This window comes from Cryobacterium sp. Hh38, from assembly GCF_004403235.1.
In the GTDB taxonomy this organism is placed as follows: Bacteria; Actinomycetota; Actinomycetes; order Actinomycetales; family Microbacteriaceae; genus Cryobacterium; species Cryobacterium levicorallinum.
This window is the reverse complement of record NZ_SOHD01000042.1, coordinates 265,447-283,352: the sequence shown is the minus strand read 5'-3', so window position 1 is coordinate 283,352 and position 17,906 is coordinate 265,447. Positions and strand designations below refer to the sequence as shown.

The 17,906-nt window shown below is 66.7% G+C and carries 19 protein-coding genes and 1 pseudogene; 8 read left to right on the top strand and 12 right to left on the bottom strand.

Features of this window, described 5'->3' with window-relative positions; all coding sequences use genetic code 11:
• Positions 1-108: 108 nt before the first annotated feature.
• The gene (locus E3T41_RS15475; RefSeq protein WP_092448869.1) at positions 109-1,014 is read right to left on the bottom strand and encodes a nuclease-related domain-containing protein; all 906 of its coding nucleotides are present in this window, start codon (positions 1,012-1,014) and stop codon (positions 109-111) included.
• Between the two features lie 257 nt (positions 1,015-1,271).
• Here E3T41_RS15475 and E3T41_RS15470 point away from each other — a divergent pair, with 257 nt between their 5' ends.
• The gene (locus tag E3T41_RS15470; protein WP_092448870.1) at positions 1,272-1,481 is read left to right on the top strand and encodes a hypothetical protein; all 210 of its coding nucleotides are present in this window, start codon (positions 1,272-1,274) and stop codon (positions 1,479-1,481) included.
• On the opposite strand, the gene E3T41_RS15465 is transcribed toward E3T41_RS15470, so the two are convergent.
• The gene (locus E3T41_RS15465; protein WP_092448871.1) at positions 1,478-2,182 is read right to left on the bottom strand and encodes a hypothetical protein; all 705 of its coding nucleotides are present in this window, start codon (positions 2,180-2,182) and stop codon (positions 1,478-1,480) included. The two genes, E3T41_RS15470 and E3T41_RS15465, sit on opposite strands and share 4 nt — an antisense overlap.
• Positions 2,183-2,343: 161 nt before the next feature.
• Between E3T41_RS15465 and E3T41_RS15460 the strand changes: the two genes are divergently transcribed.
• Positions 2,344-3,255, top strand: a complete 912-nt coding sequence (locus E3T41_RS15460; RefSeq protein ID WP_134479301.1) for a DUF1524 domain-containing protein — start codon at positions 2,344-2,346, stop codon at positions 3,253-3,255.
• Between the two features lie 7 nt (positions 3,256-3,262).
• On the opposite strand, the gene E3T41_RS15455 is transcribed toward E3T41_RS15460, so the two are convergent.
• Positions 3,263-4,690, bottom strand: coding sequence for a cell wall metabolism sensor histidine kinase WalK (locus E3T41_RS15455; RefSeq protein WP_134479300.1), 1,428 nt, complete (start codon positions 4,688-4,690; stop codon positions 3,263-3,265).
• A 77-nt stretch (positions 4,691-4,767) separates the two neighbouring features.
• Positions 4,768-5,442, bottom strand: coding sequence for a response regulator transcription factor (locus E3T41_RS15450; protein WP_134479299.1), 675 nt, complete (start codon positions 5,440-5,442; stop codon positions 4,768-4,770).
• A gap of 146 nt (positions 5,443-5,588) precedes the next feature.
• Here E3T41_RS15450 and E3T41_RS15445 point away from each other — a divergent pair, with 146 nt between their 5' ends.
• Complete coding sequence (locus E3T41_RS15445) at positions 5,589-6,536, top strand: hypothetical protein (protein WP_134479298.1); 948 nt, start codon at positions 5,589-5,591, stop codon at positions 6,534-6,536.
• Between the two features lie 240 nt (positions 6,537-6,776).
• Positions 6,777-7,364, top strand: coding sequence for a PepSY domain-containing protein (locus E3T41_RS15440; RefSeq protein WP_166791591.1), 588 nt, complete (start codon positions 6,777-6,779; stop codon positions 7,362-7,364).
• Positions 7,365-7,423: 59 nt separating this feature from the next.
• Here the strand turns inward: E3T41_RS15440 and rraA are convergent, their stop codons facing one another.
• The 6 genes from rraA to E3T41_RS15410 all read right to left on the bottom strand — a co-directional run bounded on the left by rraA (position 7,424) and on the right by E3T41_RS15410 (position 12,696).
• Positions 7,424-7,891, bottom strand: coding sequence for a ribonuclease E activity regulator RraA (gene rraA / locus E3T41_RS15435; protein WP_092448877.1), 468 nt, complete (start codon positions 7,889-7,891; stop codon positions 7,424-7,426).
• Positions 7,892-7,953: 62 nt separating this feature from the next.
• A complete protein-coding gene (locus E3T41_RS15430; RefSeq protein WP_134479296.1) occupies positions 7,954-8,760 on the bottom strand; it encodes an amino acid ABC transporter ATP-binding protein in 807 nt (268 codons plus the stop codon).
• Positions 8,757-9,758 carry an amino acid ABC transporter permease gene (locus E3T41_RS15425; RefSeq protein WP_092448879.1) on the bottom strand — a complete coding sequence of 334 codons (1,002 nt, stop codon included), beginning with the start codon at positions 9,756-9,758 and terminating at the stop codon, positions 8,757-8,759. Before E3T41_RS15425 ends, E3T41_RS15430 begins: the two co-directional genes overlap by 4 nt.
• Positions 9,759-9,762: 4 nt before the next feature.
• Positions 9,763-10,698 (bottom strand): ABC transporter substrate-binding protein, encoded by a 936-nt coding sequence (locus E3T41_RS15420; protein WP_134479295.1) that lies wholly within the window; start codon positions 10,696-10,698, stop codon positions 9,763-9,765.
• 25 nt (positions 10,699-10,723) lie between these two features.
• Complete coding sequence (gene menC / locus E3T41_RS15415; protein WP_092448881.1) at positions 10,724-11,833, bottom strand: o-succinylbenzoate synthase; 1,110 nt, start codon at positions 11,831-11,833, stop codon at positions 10,724-10,726.
• Positions 11,830-12,696 (bottom strand): chorismate synthase, encoded by an 867-nt coding sequence (locus E3T41_RS15410; RefSeq protein WP_134479294.1) that lies wholly within the window; start codon positions 12,694-12,696, stop codon positions 11,830-11,832. The genes menC and E3T41_RS15410 overlap by 4 nt, the downstream gene beginning before the upstream one ends.
• A 104-nt stretch (positions 12,697-12,800) precedes the next feature.
• Here E3T41_RS15410 and E3T41_RS15405 point away from each other — a divergent pair, with 104 nt between their 5' ends.
• The 3 genes from E3T41_RS15405 to E3T41_RS15395 all read left to right on the top strand — a co-directional run bounded on the left by E3T41_RS15405 (position 12,801) and on the right by E3T41_RS15395 (position 15,054).
• Entirely contained in the window at positions 12,801-14,030 is a 1,230-nt protein-coding gene (locus tag E3T41_RS15405) for a CdaR family transcriptional regulator (RefSeq protein ID WP_134479293.1), read from the top strand.
• Between the two features lie 22 nt (positions 14,031-14,052).
• Entirely contained in the window at positions 14,053-14,322 is a 270-nt protein-coding gene (locus E3T41_RS15400; protein ID WP_092448884.1) for an acylphosphatase, read from the top strand.
• A 72-nt stretch (positions 14,323-14,394) separates the two neighbouring features.
• Positions 14,395-15,054 carry a Pr6Pr family membrane protein gene (locus E3T41_RS15395; protein WP_092448885.1) on the top strand — a complete coding sequence of 220 codons (660 nt, stop codon included), beginning with the start codon at positions 14,395-14,397 and terminating at the stop codon, positions 15,052-15,054.
• A 9-nt stretch (positions 15,055-15,063) separates the two neighbouring features.
• Here the strand turns inward: E3T41_RS15395 and E3T41_RS15390 are convergent, their stop codons facing one another.
• Together E3T41_RS15390 and E3T41_RS15385 are read right to left on the bottom strand one after the other, a co-directional pair.
• Positions 15,064-16,488 carry an NAD(P)/FAD-dependent oxidoreductase gene (locus E3T41_RS15390; RefSeq protein WP_092448886.1) on the bottom strand — a complete coding sequence of 475 codons (1,425 nt, stop codon included), beginning with the start codon at positions 16,486-16,488 and terminating at the stop codon, positions 15,064-15,066.
• Positions 16,489-16,612: 124 nt separating this feature from the next.
• Positions 16,613-17,410 (bottom strand): SDR family NAD(P)-dependent oxidoreductase, encoded by a 798-nt coding sequence (locus E3T41_RS15385; RefSeq protein ID WP_092448887.1) that lies wholly within the window; start codon positions 17,408-17,410, stop codon positions 16,613-16,615.
• A 145-nt stretch (positions 17,411-17,555) separates the two neighbouring features.
• On the opposite strand from E3T41_RS15385, the pseudogene E3T41_RS18625 reads away from it, so the two are divergent.
• Positions 17,556-17,906 (top strand): annotated as a pseudogene (locus E3T41_RS18625) (GntR family transcriptional regulator); the annotation flags it as partial.

Below are 17,906 nucleotides of genomic sequence, written 5' to 3'. Positions count from 1 at the left end.
AAGTTGGGCGGAATTCGGCGCATCCGCTTGCGGCCGACCACAATTTGCAGGAGTTATGCCGTCCGCGGCGCCATCAGGGCCAGCCGCGGACGGCGCGCGGCACTCGGGTTAGGGGGCGGCGAGGTACTGGACGGCGGAGACGATGACGGGCAGTGTCACGATCGCCAGCAGGCTGGCGCCCAAGGCGGCGGCGAGAACCGTGAACGTGGTGCGCCGGACGCCGGCGGCCGAAACCTCCTGTTCGAGCGCGGTGAAGCGTGCGTGCAGGTGGTCCGGCGCGCTCGTTCGCACCGGCGTGTGCCACGTGGTCGGGTCGTCAATGACCGCGGTCAGGGTCGCCTGCTGCTCCGCACTAAATTGCCGCGGACGCCCCACCAGCCACCGGCGCAGCCTGGGCGAATCGATGACGGTCACGACGTCGGGCTTGCGATTGAGCCGAATTTTATGCGGGTTGACCAGCACGATCATCGGCTGAACCACGGCCGTTGCCGGCATTGCCCCGGCCAGCAGTGCCGTGATCTGAGTCGACTCGAACCGCGCATCGCGCAGGTAGGGCATGGTGTGATCGCCGACCGGAATCGTGCGCACCGACCCGGTCAGGTCGTGATCCCAGCGTGTTTTGGAGCTCAGCGCGAAAATTCCGCCGGGCCCGACGATGAGGTGATCCACCCAGAACGCGGTATTGCGAATGGGCAGCGAGTGGAAGACGCTGTAGCCCTCGGGCAGCCGGGCGAGAATCTCGCCCACCACCATCTCGGCCTGTACCGCGCGCAACCAGGCCAGGCCATTGGCATCGAGCGGGGAGAGACCGAGGGTGCGGGCTAGCCGGGAGCGCGGAGCGCGATCCTCCTGTTGCCGCAACAATTCTTCCACGAGGGATTGCCCGGCGAACCGCCCGGTGGCCGGTGACGGGTCAGAACAGGGCAGCATCGACACGGCCGGCACCGCCAAAACCACTGGCGCCGGCTCGCTGTCGCCAGCGTGCACACCATTGCCCAGCGTTGCGTTGATCACGTTCTCGCCTCACCTCGGGCTTTCGCCCGATACCATTCTGTCGCCGAGGAGTCCCCGTTCAGGGGTAACAGTCGGCCGGCGCGCGACATTGGTTAGTAAATCGGAGTAATTCTCAGACCGGTTGAGGAAGTGGCGCGCGAGGCTGGCGCGGAGCATCCGCTTGTCAATATAGGGGTACGACCCCGACCGGCGCCTCCCCCACTAAATAGGCCAAGGTCGGCTAGCCTGACAGTCACCCCACCGATTGGATTTGCCCCGTGAAACACCTGACTTTCAACGTTTGCGCCATCGCGGGCCTCGGTTTCAGCGGGATGGCCGTGCTGCTGCTGGTGGGCAACCTGATCTCGGGCAATCAGTTCGTCGACTTCATTTTGCCGGCGGCCGTCGTTTCACTCGTGATCGGCGGCGCGTTCTCGGTGCGGGCGCGCCTGCTCTCCGCGAAGGGAAACGGGCCCAAAAAGCGCTAATTCCGCACGGTACCGGGCCGCGGCAGGATAGACGGACGGATGCCCCAGGTCAGCGGGTTGTCGATGGCGGCGGCCAGTTCCATGCGTTCGATCGGACGCAGCACCTGCGGCCGGGAAGCCAGCCAGTGGCCCAGAGCGCGCGCCCCGAGAACCGCCACCGGAGCAGGACGACCCGGCGCCGCCCAACTCTGCCCAGTTTGGCCCGGGGCCCAGAGCGCGCGGGCGCCGAGCACGACAACGACGGGCTGCACCGCGGTGCGCAGCGGTACCCGCCCGCGCAGCAGCGTGGTGAGTCGTTGCGCGCCAGCCTCGGCGGTGGCCAGGTCGGGGGCCCGACGCCCCGCGACGTGCACGGTCTGGCGATACACCCAGGCGATCCGCCCGTCGCAGAGCTGCGCGTGCAGCGCAAAAACGCCGCCGGGGCCGACGATGAGCCACGCCGCACTTGGGCCGTCGCCGGTCAGGGCAGGCGAGGTGAATGCCGCCCAATGTTCGGGCAGCGTCTCCAGAAAGGTGTCGACGGCCAGCTCGCTGCGGGCTCGTGCCAGCGCCAGGTCGGTGGGCGTGGGTTCGGGTCGGCGCGGGGCGCGATCGAGCAGCCAGGCCAGGCCGGGTGTTGATCGAAGCGCTCCGGTGCGATTCGATTCGGGCAATTCCGGGGGCGTCGCGAAACGCCGCCGCGTGGAGAGTATGTGAGTCATGAGTGCTCCTCGCCGGGTTCTATATCCTGCCAGTGCGGCCCCCGAAAGAAGACCCCCAGAATGGGTGTCTTTTCATCAAACGGATGCCGCGGCCTGACCCGACGGCCGCGGCGCACGCCGTATATTCGAGGGGTCGTGCCTTTGCGGCCAGAAGGAGCACCATGGCCGTCCGTCGCCCGAAGAAGACTTTCGTGATCACGGCGGTGATCGTGGCCGCCCTCGCGGCGATTCTCGTGGGAACGTCGCTCGCGGGGACATCCGTTTCACCGGATCTGGCCGACACCGGAAGTTCCGCAAGTGCGACGCCATCAACGCATGCCACTGCGGAACCGGCCACCGCACAGCCAGCGCCCACGTCCGACTCCGCAGCCCTCGCCGTGCTCGCAACCCTGCCGGTAAAGGGTCGCGCGCCGAAAACCGGCTATGACCGCGCGGAAAGCTTCGGATCAGCCTGGCAAGACGTCGACCAGAACGGATGCGATACCCGCAACGACATCCTGGCCCGCGACCTGACCGTGCTCGTCATTGCGGGCGACTGCGAGGTGCAGAGCGGCACCCTGGTCGGGCCGTTCACGGGCCGGGCCATCGATTTTGTGCGGGGCCAGGCGACCTCCTCGCTCGTGCAGATCGACCACCTCGTTGCCCTGTCGAATGCCTGGCAGACCGGGGCTCAGCAACTGTCGCAGGAGCAGCGGGTGGCGTTGGCGAACGATCCGCTCAATCTGCTCGCCGTCGACGGCGTGACCAATTCGCGCAAGGGAGACGGCGACGCGGCCACCTGGCTGCCGCCGCTGAAAAGCTACCGGTGCACCTACGTGGCCCGGCAGATCTCGGTGAAGGCGACCTACGCGCTGTGGGTGACCGCGGCCGAGCGCGACGCGATGACGCGCATCCTCTCGGATTGCCCCGACGAGCTCGCGAGTACCGGTGAGTCTGCAGTCGTCACGCCGGTCGAGGTCTATTTTCAGAACTGCACCGCCGCTCGGGAGGCCGGCGCGGCGCCGGTGCACTCCGGCGAACCCGGCTACGGCAGCCACCTCGACCGCGACGGTGACGGAACCGGCTGCGAATAGTCTCGGGCTAGGCGCGTGCCAGGGGTAGCGTCAGGACGAAGCGCGCACCCGTCGCGACCGGTTCGAGGCACTCGAGCGTACCGCCGTGCGCGCGGGCGAGGGCCCGGGCGATCGACAGGCCGAGGCCGGAGCCGCCGCGATTGCTGGCCCGTGACGGGTCGAGGCGCACGAACCGTTCGAAGATGCGCTCGCGGTCTGGCGCGGGAACGCCGGCGCCGGAGTCGTTGACCTCCAGCCGGGCGGTGCCATCAACGATTGCCAGGCTGGTGCGGATGCTGCCACCCGGCTCGGTCGCAGTGCGCGCGTTCCCGAGCAGGTTGGTCACGATCTGCGCCAGGCGCTGGGCGTCACCGCTCACCCAAACCTCGGCCGCGACCGCGAGGTCGAATTCGCGGCTGGCCCCGAGCATCCGCTGCTCGGCAACGACGTCGCGGGTGAGCGCGGACAGGTCGACCGGTTCGAAGGCCGCGCCCTCATCGCCCTGGTCCAACCGGGTCATCAGCAGCAGGTCATCGACCAGTCGGGCAGCCCTCTGGGTCTGCTGAATCATGCCGACCGTGAGGCTCTCGCGCTCAGCGCGGGCCGGATTGTCGCGCAGCAGCGTTTCAGCGCTGGCCTGCAGGCCAGCAACCGGGGTGCGCAGTTCGTGCGAGACATCGGCGAGAAGCCGGCGCATCCGTTCCTCGGCGGCAGCCGCGACCTGCGCGGCATCACGGGCCGTGATTTCTGCGGCCTGCGCATCGGCCGCGGCCTGGCGAGAGGTGTTTTCGGCGGTTTCGAGCGCCTGCAGCATGTCGTCGAAGGCGCCGGCGGTGCGCCCGATCTCGGTGCGCGGATTGCTCGGGCGCAGCCGGCCGCCGCGCCCTCCCTGGGTGATGGCGAGCGCGAGCTCGGTCATGCGGGTCAGTGGGCGCAGCGCCACCCCGACCACACCGGTCAGCAGCAGCCCGGTGACGACAATCGTGAGCGCACCGGCGACGACCTCGATCGTGCGCAGCTGGGCCAGGGCCGCGTCGATGCCGGCCTCACTCGAGCTGAGGGTGAGGGTTCCGCCGGCCACGGTCTGGGTGACCGAGAGGCGGTCGCCGCTTTGGGTGACGACGGCGCCCGGCACGGTCTCGGCGTGCGGCGGAGCGCCAGGGCCGCGGTCACCGCGGGGAGTGGGATCGGTGCGGCCATAGACGGTGTCGCCGCCGACCGAGTAGGTCACGGTGACGTCATCGCCGGTCAGCCGGTTGGCCAGGCTCTGCGCCGCCAGACCTTCCTCGGCCAGAATCTGCGCGTAGCCGGCCCGGTCGATCAGGCGCTGCTGCAGGTCGGCCCGCAGCTGGCCGCCGAGCACGACGTTGATCAGAATACCGACCGTGACCAGCACAATCGTGAGCATCGCCAGAACAGCGGCGACGACTCGCAATCGTAGGGACGTGGTCCGCATGAGGGGTGCTTTCTAATGGGAGCGGGAGATAAACGGATGCGGCGAGCAAACGGCATCCGCTGGCCGAGACGAGCCGGTCAGCCCGTGAGGCGGTAGCCGATTCCGCGCACGGTGTGGATGAGGCGCGGACCGTTGGCATCGAGTTTGCGGCGCAGGGTACTCACGTACGCCTCGACCAGGTTGGGATCGTAGTCGTCGTAGCCCCAGACCTGGGTGAGGATCTGGGTTTTGGAGAGGGTACGTCCGCGGTTGTGCACGAGGTAGGTGAGCAGGCGGCGTTCGGTCGCGGTGAGGTCGATCAGCTGGCCAGCCCGGGCGGCCGTGGCGGCCTCCTCATCGACGACGAGGTCGGCGACCTGCATGGTCGGTGAGACCAGGCGGCCGGTGCGGCGGAGCACAGCGGTGACGCGGGCAACAAGCTCGGCCAGCACGAACGGTTTTATGATGTAGTCGTCGGCACCGGCCTCAAAGGCGGCGAGCCGGTCATCGACCGCGTCGCGGGCGGTCACGAACAACACCGGGGTGTTGCCGGCTTCCCGTAGTCGCTGGGCCAGGTGCAGGCCGTTTTCACCGGGCAGCATAATGTCGAGCACCGCGGCATCCGGTCGAAAGCGGGCGATGCGTTCGGAGAAATTCGTGCCGTCCGGCGCGGTATCGACCACGAACCCGGCGTGAGTGAGGGCTTGGCCGATCGCGGTGCGCAGCACGTCTTCATCTTCGACGACGAGGACGCGGGCAGGTTCGGTGGGCACGGTTTAACAGTGCGGGGCCAAGCTGAGCGTTTGCTATGCGCCCGCTGACCGTTTGGCCGCGTCGGGCGGGATTCAGTTCGTCTTCAGATTCGCGCCAAAGGCTGAAAACAGATCCCCCCACTCACTTCATTTCGTCAGGAGACAGTATGACCCGCACCAACGATTCCCAGCCCACCGATCCCGCCGACGGTGCCGACGACACCGTCGAGCCCCGCACCACGCCCGACGCCTTGGACACCAGCGCGGACACGACAGACACTAAGAAGACAGACACTGCCCAGTCCAGTACCGATACCGCCGCGACCGAGGCCTTCGACGCGCAGTCGGACCTGCCGTACGACGCGCAGCAGACCCTGCCCTTTGACTCCAACGCGACTGTTCCCCTAATTGGAACGCCGGTCGACGCGAACGCGACGGTTCCGTTCGCGGCAGCCTCAACCGGCTACGCCACCCCGAGCGTGCCCTTCGATCCCGCCGCGCCGAAGCCCCGCGCCTGGTACCGCAAGCCGGTCGCTATCGGCGGAATCGCCGCCGCGGTCATCATCCTCGGTGGCGCCGGAATAGGCTTCGGCATTGCCGCGAATTCCGGTTCGAACGCCGAACTTGCGTCGAACAATTCCAGCATTTCCGATGGCCCCGGCCACGGTGGCTCCGACTCTGACGGCGGCCCGGGGTCGTCCACCGGAAGGGCCGCCCTCGACGCTTCCGGTCCGAGCATCTCGGGCACCGTGCTGACCGTGTCGGGCGACACCATCACGATCACCGACAACGACGGGTTCGTGCGCACGATCAACGTCACCGACGACACCGAGTACGGCGACGGGCTTGCAGCCGACCTCGACGATGGCACCGACATTCGCGCCACCGGAACGGTCAATGACGATGACACGAGCCTCGATGCGACGTCGATCACCACGGCCTCGGCGGGCCATGGTATCGACGGCGGTATGGGTGATCCCGGCATCGGTGGTCCCGGCATGGGCGGCGGTCACGGCGGCCCCCGGGGAGCGGATGTCGGCACCAGCGTCACCCCGCCGACCGACGGCACCGCACCCGTCGCCCCGACCGACACCCCGAGCACGCCCGCCGCGTAACCGCTCACCGTTTTGCGCCGCTCGGCGGCCCCTCGCCGGGCCGCCGAGCGGTTTCTATTGCCGCCGGGCGGGCAGCTGCAGCCAGGGAATTGGGCCTCCTGACTGGCGACCAGTGAATAGGCTATGGCTTGCTCTCTCACATTAGGGGGTGTATATTACTTCGCTTATGCTGAACCTAGCAACTTGGGCACGGCCGTTCGGTCTCCGGCTTCTGGGGGCACCGACGTAAGGCACTGCACCATGAACAAGAAGAATATTCTCATCGCCACCGCCGCTGGCGTGGTTCTGCTCCTCGGCGGCGCTGGCATTGCCCTCGCCGTGAGCGACAACGACAACGACGGCCCCCTTACCGGTGAGACCCTCGACCGCGCCAGCAACGCCGCCCTGGCCGAGGTCGGCCCCGGCACCGTGACGAACGCCGACCGCAACGACGACGGCGGAAGCGCCTACGACCTCGAGGTGCTTCTGGACGACGGCACGACCGTCGACGTTGAGCTCAACGACGCCTTCGACGTGGTTTGGGTCGGCGATTACGACACCGACGACAGCAACTCATCCTCGTCGAGCGCCGCCCCGAGCGCTTCCGCAATCGCCACTCCGAGTGCCACGGCCGACACCGGCTCCGCCGACCAGGCCGCCAGCGACCGTGCCAGCGCGGAGGCCGCAGCCCTCGCCGCGATCGGCAGCGGTCGCGTCACCGACTTCGACCGCGATGACGACTGGGACCACCTCTACGAGGTTGAGGTCACCCTCGACAACGGCGACGACCGGGACGTCGACCTCGACGCCAACTTCGTCGTCGTGAGCATCGACGACGTTCTGCAGTAATTCCCTTTTTTCCGTGAAGCGCTGAGCGAATTCGCTCAGCGCTTCACGCGTTTAAGGGGTCAGCGCTCGACCAGAATGCCGTCCTCGTCGCAGTACACCGTGCGCCCGGGGGTGAAGACGACGCCGGCGATCTCGACGACGGCATCCGCTACCCCCGAACCGGTCTTGGAACTCTTGCGCGGGTTGCTGCCGAGGGCCTTGACTCCGAGGTCGAGGGCTCCGATGGCGACCCGGTCGCGCACGGCGCCGTTAATGATCGCGCCAGACCAGCCGTTCGCCACGGCGAGGTCGGCGATCATGTCGCCCATGAGCGCTGAGCCCAGCGAACCACCCCCGTCGATGACGAGCACGGCGCCGTCGCCCGGCGTGGACAGGATCGACTTGAGCAGCGCATTGTCCTCGAAGCAGGTGACCGTGCGAATCGGGCCGCTGAACCGGGCCCGCCCGCCGATCGTCTGAAACTGCAGGGGTACGGATTGCAGCTCGTCGCCACGTTCGTCGTACAAATCGGCGGTCAACACGGTCATTGTTCCTCCAGGGTTTCGTTGCTTACAGAGTAGGCCCCGGTCAAGCGTGCGCGTCCACCGAGCTACATGACGCTGTCGAGGAATGCCTTGGTGCGCGGATTCTGCGGATGGTCGAGCACGCTCGCTGGCGGCCCGCTCTCCATGACGACCCCGCCGTCCATGAACACGACCTCGTCGGCGGCACCGCGGGCGAAGCCGATCTCGTGGGTGACCACGACCATCGTCATGCCATCGGCGGCGAGCGCCCGCATCACATCGAGCACATCACCGACCAGCTCCGGGTCGAGCGCGCTCGTCGGCTCATCGAACAGCAACAGCTTCGGATCCATGGCCAGGGCGCGGGCGATCGCGACGCGCTGCTGCTGCCCGCCTGAGAGTTGCGCGGGGTACGACTGCGCCAGGTCGGCGAGTCCGACCCGGTCGAGCAGCTCCCGGCCGCGAGCCAGGGCGGCCGGCTTGGCCAGCCCGCGCACCCCGATCGGCGCCGCCGTGATGTTCTCGAGGGCGGTCATGTGCGGGAACAGGTTGAATCGTTGGAACACCATGCCGATGCCGCCGCGCTGCTTGGCGACCTCGCGCCGGTTCATCTCGAAGATGCGGCCGTGTCTGGCCGCATAGCCGATGAGTTCGCCGTCGACGGAGATGCGGCCGCCGTCGATGCGCTCGAGATGGTTGATGCAGCGCAGAAACGTGCTCTTGCCGGAGCCGGATGGCCCGAGCAGGCACATCACCTGCCCGGCCGCGACCTCGAGCGAGATGCCCTTGAGTACCTCGACACCACCGAAACTCTTGCGAACCTTGCGCGCGCTCAACAAGGGTGCAGAAACGGATGCCGTCGGTACGGCTGTTGTGACGCGCGTATCGGTCATGGGGCATCCGCTCTCGGTGTGGTCGGGCGGGGCGTCGGGCGCAGGACCGCCCAGACCCGTCCGAGTGGGGTCGGCGGCAGCGTGCGGGCGTTGCCGCGGCCGTAGTGGCGTTCCAGGTAGTACTGCGGAATTGACAGCACCGAGGTGAGAAACAGATACCAGCAGCTGACGACCACGAGCAGTTCGACCTGGCGCAGGTTCTGCGAGGAGATCTGGGTGGCGACCGTGTACACCTCGAGTACCGCGATCACCGAGAGCAGCGAGGTGTTCTTGAGCATCGAGATGGTCTCGTTGCCCATCGGCGGAATAATCACCCGCATCGCCTGTGGCAGCACAACCTTGAACAGGGTGAAGGTGGGGCTCATACCGACCGAGTAGGCGGCCTCGTACTGGCCTTCGTCGACCGAGAGCATTCCGGCACGCACGATTTCGGCCGAGTACGCGGCCTGGTTAAGGGTGAGCGCGAGGAGCCCCGCGACAAAGGCTGGAATCAGCGTGTTCGTATCGACCGAGAACAGGCTGAAGTCGGTGAACGGAATTCCGAGCGTGATCTGCGCATAGAGCAGCCCGAGGTAACCCCAGAATACGATCTGAATCAACAGCGGCGTGCCGCGAAAAGCCCAGACGTACAGCCAGGACAGCGCGTTCATCACCGGGTTGTTGGAGAGCCGCATGACGGCCAGCAGCACGGCGAGCACCGTCGACACGACCATCGACACGACGGTGAGCACGAGCGTGAGTACGACGCCGTCGAGAATGCGCCGGTCGAAGATGAACTCGTTGATGGTCGGATGGTTCACATTGTCGTTCTGCCACAGCGACACGGCGACTCCGGCGAACGCGAGCAGGAGCAGCACCGCGATGACCCAACGCCACGGATGCCGCAGTGGCACCGCGTCGATGTCGTCAGGGTCGCGCGCCACTGGGGCTCGCGGGTTGAGCGGGTCCGGATCGCGAGAGTCTCTTTCGCGGGTGGCCACGGCGCGTGGGTTCGGCATCAGGTCACGACCCGAGGTTGAAGCCGGCCTCGTCGAGCCCGTAGTTGGTGAGGTCGTACTTGGCCAGAATCTCGGCGTAGGTGCCGTCGGCGATGGTCGCGACCAGGGCGAGACGGATGGCCTCGCTGAGTTCGCTGTTCTCCTTGAGAATGCCGATTCCGCTGTAGACCGGGCTGTACCCGTTCGGGTTGGCCTCGTCGGTGACGACCTCGAACATCTCACCGTCACCGGCGGTTTGCGCGGTGTAGGCGGCGACGGCGGAGTCGACGACCTCGGCAACGGCCCGGCCGGACCGCACTGCGGTTTGCACCTCAGTCTCGCCGGGCAATTCGGAGATGATCACCGGGCCGGGGCCGGCCGCGGTGCACTCTTCGTCGTAGCCGCGCAGAATATCCGCCTGCACGGTGGCCTTGGGCACTGCGACCTCCTTGCCGCACAGATCGAGCACCCCGGTGATGTTCTCGGGGTTGCCGGCGAGCACGAGAATCGAGAATCCGGCGTGGAAGTAGTCGACAAAGTCGAGGGTGCCCTGCCGTTCCTTGGTGTCGTTCATGCCCGACATGATCACGTCGTTCTTGCCGGCCTGCAGCGACGGAATCGCGGTCGCGAAGGACTGCTTCTGCAGTTCGAACCGCACGCCGAGCTTCACTCCGAGGGCGGCCGCGAGGTCATGGTCGAAACCGGTGATGTTCTGCTCGACGTCGTACATTTCCATCGGTGGGTAGGGAATGTCAGAGGCCGCCCTGATGATTCCGGCCGATTTGATCGATTCGGGCAGGGCGGCCGCGGCGGCCGGGTCGACGTCGCCGGTCACGGCGGCGGGTTCGGTACTGTCGACGGTGGCGGAGCATCCGCTCAGAGCCAGGCCCAGGGCCAGGCCGAGCACCGGCCAGGTCAGCCGGCGGTGCGAGCGAGTTTCGAGCTTCACGTGCAGGGTCATGACGGTCTCCTGTTGTTGGGTAAGGCTAGAAACGGATGCTGTCGGTGCTGGCGGTGACGCTGGCCAGCACCTCGGGCAATACCTCAACGCCGATGCCGGGCCCGGTGGGCACCCGCAGGTGCCCGTTTTCGAGCTCGAACGGTGCGGTGAGATCCTGCGCGAAGTAGCGGTTAGAGGCCGAGGTATCCCCCGGCAGCACGAAGTTCGGCAGCGCGGCGAGGGCCACGTTCGCGGCCCGACCGACGCCGGTTTCGAGCATGCCGCCACACCAGACCGGCACGCCGTGTGCCGCTGCGACATCGTGGATGCGCCGAGCTTCAAGGTAGCCGCCGACTCGGGCGGGCTTGACGTTGATAATGCTGCAGGCACCGAGGGTGATCGCCGTTGCGGCGTCTCTGGCCGATTCGATCGACTCGTCGAGGCAGATCGGCGTGGAGATGAGCTTGGCCAGATTGGCGTGGCCGAGCATGTCGTCCTCCTTCATCGGCTGTTCCATCAGCAGCAGGTCGAAGGGGTCGAGCAGGGCGAGGTGGCGGGCATCGGCGAGGGTGTACGCGGTGTTCGCGTCGACCTGCAGCAGAATGTCTGGCCCGAAGCGTTCGCGCACCGCGCGCACCGGGGCGAGGTCCCAACCCGGTTCGATTTTGAGTTTGATGCGTAGGTAGCCTTCGGCGAGGTAGCCGGCGACCGCGTCAAGCAGCTCGGGGATTGAGTCCATGATGCCGACAGAGACGCCGGCCGGAACGGTGTCCCGCACGGCGCCGAGGTAGCCGCCGAAGGACACCCCGGTGGTCTTGAGCTGCGCGTCGAGAATGGCCGTTTCGAGGACGGCCTTGCTCATCATGTGCCCCTTGACCGGTTCAAGCGCCGTGGCAACCAATTCGGCTGTGAGCCGGTTGCCGAGCGCCTGCAGCCGGGGCACAAGGTGGTCGCGAATGACCAGGTCGCTCGCGTCCAGAAATTCGGAGCTGTAGAGGGGGTGGGCGTCGGCGGCGCACTCGGCCCAGCCCTCGGCATCCGCTGTGATGACACGTACCAGCGTCACTTCACGCTCGGTCGACGTGCCGAACGAGGTACGGAACGGCCGCACCAGCGGCAGGTGTACACGGCGTAGCTCGATGGTCTCGATTTTCATGCTGTTCCTCCTGGTGCGAGTCGGTACCAGCCGTCACGGCTGACCCCACGGGCTATATGCCCCGAAGCGAATACGTCGGTAAAAATAGAACGGATGCTGCGCCGCCACTCGGCCGCGAGCTGCGGGTTTTGCGCGCGCAACGCCACAATGTCGGTCGGAACCCGGCACCACAGGGCGCCGGCCGCCATTACGAGCACGGGGTCGCCGTCGGGTCCTACTCCGAGCACATCGCTCGGGCCGTAGGAGGGGCCGTCGATCGGGGCCTGGCGGTTCTCGCTGCAGGCAGTCGATTGCGCGCTCGTGAGCGGCCAGACCGCGACCAGTCGGTCACTCTCGTCGTTCGCGTTCATCTCGCCCTGCATCGGGCCGTAAAAGTCGACGGCGTACTCGCCCGCCGAGGCGCCGAGTTTGGTGAGGTTGAAGCGCGCGTTGCGGCTGACCAGGGGGTCGAAGGTCCAGGTCATTTCGGTCAGGTCGCGCGCCAGGCCCCAGGCCCGCTGGTGCTGCTTTAGGGCGAAACCGACGCCGCGGTCGCTGATTCCGGGCAGAACCCCGGCAATAAGGGAGTACATCGACGCGGACTTCGGACTAACGATGGCCGCAGCGGCGCCCACGAGGCGGCCGGTCTGGTCGCGGGCCGCCGTCACGTTGCAGCCGGCGTGGCTAATGCTGCGCAAGAGTTCGGAGGGGATGGCGCTCTCGCCGGGCGGCAGCAGCCAGACCGTATTGAACAGCTGCTCGACCTCGAGAAAGCCAGCCAGGCTGGCCTCGTCACTCACCCGTACCCCGGCCGATTCGGCGGCGACCCGGGCCGCCTGCTGGGCCTGGTCCGTGAGTGCGGCGAGGGGCCGGTGCGGGGACATCTGCCTAGTGTGGTCGGGTCGCAGCCTCCGATCTTTAGCGGGCAGCACCAAGAAAGAGCATAGTTATGGTCGTGCAGCACAAAGCGGATGGGTATGGTGAACGAATGACTACCCTGGGATTGCCGGTCGGTGACCTGTTCGCGCTGGCAAATGCGATCGCCGCGATGGTCGGCGGCGCGACCGCGATCGAAGATCTGCAGACTCGGGTCCTCGCGTATTCCACGCTGCCAGACCAGCCGATCGATGACACCAGGCGCGACGGCATTCTGGGCCGTCAGGTGCCCGACCTACCCGATAACGCAGAGGCCTACGCCGCACTGTTTCGGGCATCCGGCGCGGTTCGGCTACCCGGAGCGATGACACCGAGCCTGCCCGGCGAACCCGCCGTGCCGGTGGGGCTGGCCCGACTGGCGGTCGCCGTGCGGGCCGGCGCCGAGCCCCTTGGGTCGATCTGGGTCGTCGACGTCACCGGCTCGCTCGACGATGCTGCTGCCACCGAGCTTGAACGCGCCGCAGCCATCGCGGCGCTGCATATTCTGCGCGCCCGCAGCGCGGCCGACCTGGCTCGGGCGCAACGCGCTGTGCTCCTGCGTCGGCTGCTCGACGGCGATGCGGATGCCCGACTCGTCGCCGCTCAGCTCGACCTCGACTTGGCCGGCCCGTTCGTGGCTCTGGCCTTTCAACCGCAGTTCGGCCCCGCGGGCGACGAGCTGCGCCTGAACCGGCTGGTTGATCTGGTGGCGATGGCCTGCGAAGCGCACCAGAGCGGCACGGAGTGTGTGGCCATCGGCACCACGGTCTATGCCCTTTTTTTCGGCGGTCAGCTCGACGACACGCAGCTGATCGGCATCGAGGCAATGGCAGCTCGATTGGTGACCCGGGCTACGGGAGCGATGCGGATCGTGCTGCGGGCATCCGTTGGGTCGCGGGTGACCGGTGTCGACACGATCAGCCGGTCGCGGCGGGACGCGGATTTGGTCCTCCTGTTGACGGACCATTCAGCCGATACCGGCCAGGTCGTCAGCGCGCGGAACGTCGGCAGCCGATTGAGTCTGCTCGAACTCGGGCAGGTTCTTCGGGATACCCCGCGGCTCTTTTCGGCACAGGCGCAGGCGGTGCTCAACCTCGATGCTCGCTCCGGCACCGAGTATGCCGCAACCCTGCGCAGCTACCTCGACTGCGGGCGAGACTCGGCCAGAACGGCCACCTTGCTGTCGGTGCACCAGAACACGCTGCGCTACCGACTGCGGCGGGTGCAGGAACTGTTCGGCATCGACCTCGACAACGCCGACGACACACTCATGCTGTGGCTGAGCCTGCGGGTGGGCGACTAGCTGTGCGGAGCAGAATAGTCCCGTGATACGTAAACGAGTGCTGGCCCACGGCGAGGTTCAGGGCGTCGGATTTCGTTACCACGCTACTGCCCAGGCCCGGCATCTGGGACTCGTCGGATATTGCCGCAACCGCCCGGACGGAACGGTGGAACTCGAGATCGAGGGTCGGGAGGCATCCGTTTCGCGCATGCTGCGCTGGCTCGAAACCGGCCCGCGATATGCCGTCGTGACGGCGCTCGACGTGAGCGACATCGCCGCGACCGGCGCAAGCGACTTTCAGATCACCGACTAGGGTCAAAACGCCCTTAACGCTGGCGTAGCGTTGCATTATGACCGCGCGCGAAAGCCCCGCCGGGGGACGCCAATGACGACGCGCACAGCGTTCGCTCTGGCGCGCCTCGGCCTGGCCGCAGCCGGAATATTCGCTCTGAGCGGTTATTTCTACTACACACTCGGTGTCGCAACCTTTGCCATCGCGAATTTCTTCAGCTATTTCACCGTGCAAAGCGCCATCGCAGCGGTCGCCGTGATCGTCACTGCAGCCATCGTGGCTCTGCGGCGACCGACCGACCCGGTCTGGGTCGACATGCTGCGCGCCATGGTAACGACCTACATTCTGGTCTCCGGAGTGGTCTACGGAATCATCGTCTGGCAGTCCTCCAGCGCCAATTACTCAATCGAGGTGCCGTGGTCGAGCCAACTGCTGCACTTCGTCATTCCGGCCTGCGCCCTGATCGACTGGATGGTCGACCCGTTCAAGGCTCGCCTGCCGTGGAAATATCTCGGCTGGGCCATCGTGTTTCCGGTGTTCTGGCTGTTGTTCACGCTCATTCGCGGGCCGATCGTCGGCTGGTATCCCTACTTCTTCCTCGACGCCCGGCAGGTCAGCGGCCCCGGTGAGACCGTGTTCTACTGTCTGATCATCGTGGCGATCATCACCGGAATCGCAGCGTTGCTCACCTGGATCACCCGATTGAAGCGGATGCCGCGGCACCTGCTGCCGCCGTGGGGTTCGTCCCTCTGAGCCGCGCGCCTATTCGTCAGAAACTGCCGCGTCGGGAACGGCCAGGAACGGCTCGAGCGCGGTGAGCGCCGCGGAGAGAAACTCGTCGTCATCGAGCTCGGACAGCCGAGTGGCGTTCTCGGCGGCCACGACCCCCATGAGAATGGGCTCCCCGGTGAGCGGCATCATGTTCACCCAGACCGGAAAATCGGCGTCTTCGCCGACGATGGTCCATAGCCGGGCCTCGGTGTCCCAGAACGGCTCGTCGAAGCGCAGCCAGACCTTGTCGAGTACCCCCATTCCCAGGGCAGCAATGGCACCGCGATGCGCGAAGGGCAGCGCCGGCGAAAATTCGATCGCGGCAGTCTGCAACACGCCAAGCGGCACTGTGAGAATGACCCGGTCGGCCGAGAGCGACTCGCCGGTGCCGAGACGCAGACTCACGCCACCGTCGTCGTGGGCGACCCGGTTGACCACGCTCGATAGCAATAGCTCCAGACCGTCGGCGTCACTTTTCAGCAGAGTGGAATAGCCGCCGATCACGATCTGGTCGTCGTCGGCGCTGCCCATGTCGGTGGTGTACCAGGCGGACTGCTGACTCGGCGTTGCCCCGGTTTCAACCTTGAGTTTCGTGGCGATCTCGTACTCGAGCCAGTCGGAATCCGACAGGCCGTCGGCGTTGGGCGTGCTCGAAAGTTTCGCTTCACCCGAATCGATCAGGGCACGTTCAACCGAGACATCCTGCTGCTGATCGGCTGCCCAGTCGAGGGCACCGGCGACAGCCTCGGCGCCCAGCGTCGACACCTCGACGACGGCCCCGGCCCGGGTGCGCACCTCCGGGGTGCGCACGAACGGCAGCAGGCTGACCCCGAGCGTGGTCAGTTCATCGTCGAGAAAATTGTCAGAAGTGCGGTGCACAAAAGAGGGCCCACGTTCGATCGGAAAGGGCCAGTCGCTGCTGACGGTGTCGATGCGCCCACCGATACGGTCGCGCGCCTCGACCACGACGACGTCGTAGCCGGCATTGACGAGTTGGCGGGCCGCTGTGATGCCGGCAATCCCGGCGCCGACGATGGTGATGCGTTCGCCGGGAGCCGCGACATCCTGCACCCGTCCGGCCGCAAGCAGGCCGGACGCGCGGGCGCCCTGCACCGTGCCGGGCGCGTCCACTGCTGTGGCTTCACCGGCGAAAAAAACCCGGGCATCGACGGCCTGACCGAGCGCAACGCGGTGTTCCGGGGTGGCCCCAACGGCGGCGTAGCTGAAGGATCCGCGCGAGAAGGGGTCGGTCGACCAGTTGGTGCGGGAGACGGCGAGCGGCTGAGGAACCAGTGAGGGCGTGAGCGTGGTTGGCGCCGGGGATGCCGTCGGAACCGGCGCCGGGGACACGCACGCGGCGAGAGCCAACACGGAAAAACCCGACGCCGTGCCGAGCAGAAAAGTGCGCCGCTTCACGATCGGTCTGCTTTAGAACGGCGGATCCCGGGCGCGCGCCCGCAGAGCTTCAGTACGGCGCCAGTCATGAGACCAAACTACCGCAGACCGTGCCGCTTGACATTTTCTTCTCGAGGGCGACTGGTTACCGTCGCTCCTCGGCCACGGAGTTACCGCCGTCGACGACGATCACCTGCCCGGTGACGTAGGCGGCTCCTGGCGAGGCAAGAAACGCGATGACGGAGGCGACCTCCCCCGGCGTGCCGCTTCGGCCGGCCGGAACCAGCGCACCCTCCAGAGCCTCGCTCGTGAGCTGGGAGCCGGTCGAGATCCAGCCGGGCGCGACGGCGTTCGCCGTGATGCCCACTTCGGCCTCGTCCACTGCGAGCGCCCGCACCAGCCCGACCAGCCCGGCCTTCGCTGCGGCGTAGGCGACATCATTGCGGCAGGCCATGATCGACCCGCTCACGCTCGACACCATCACGATACGACCCCATCCGGCCGCGCGCATGAACCGGATCACCGTGCGAGTGGCATGAAATGCTGTGGACAGGTTGATGGCGAGGCCGTGTTCCCACTCGGCCGGACTGGTCAGGATATCTCCGTGGCCCATCTCGGCGTCGCCGACCGCGACCATGCCCGCGTTGTTCACGAGAATCGTCGGCTCGCTCCCAGTCGCGGCGAGCGCCACCCGCAGTCCCTCGGCACCGTCGACCGAGTCGAGGGAACAGACGATTCCGCTCGCATCGAGTCCGTGTGCCGTCAGTTCGCGCGCCCGGTCGTGCACCCGCGCCGTCGTGCCGGTGAGGATCACCCGGCAACCGAGTTCACCCAGCATCCGTGCTGCGGCGAAGCCGATACCGGTGGCGCTGCCCGCCCCGGTGATGAGTGCGGTGTGCCCGCCGAGGTTGAAGGCGGCCGGGAGCGCGGGTGCGGGAGTCATGGCGTCAGGTTAGTGCCCTCTCACCGCAGACCGTGCCGGTTGACATTTTCCCCTGAAGGCAACTAGTTAGTCACATGACCAACTAACCAGTGAACCGGCGGGGGCTGGGAATCGGGCAGCAGCATCCACTGAAAGCAGACAGTCCTTGATCGAAGCGGGCAAACCGATCTTCGTGCAGATCGCGGAGCAGATCGAGAACGACATCGTTGATGGCGTCCTTGAGGAAGAAATATCCGTTCCGTCGACCAACGAATTCGCGGCCTTTCACCGCATCAATCCGGCGAGAGCTGACAAGGGCGTCAACCGTCTGGTCGAAGACGGCATTCTCTGCAAGAGGCGAGGAATAGGAATGTTTGTAGCAACCGGAGCTCGGCAACGACTGGTCGTCGCCCGCACCGAACAGTTTCGGGCCAACTTCGTCGGCCCCCTGCTGAGTGAAGCCGCCAAGCTCGGCATCACCCCGGAACAGGCAGGCCATCTCCTTCGGATTTCCGCT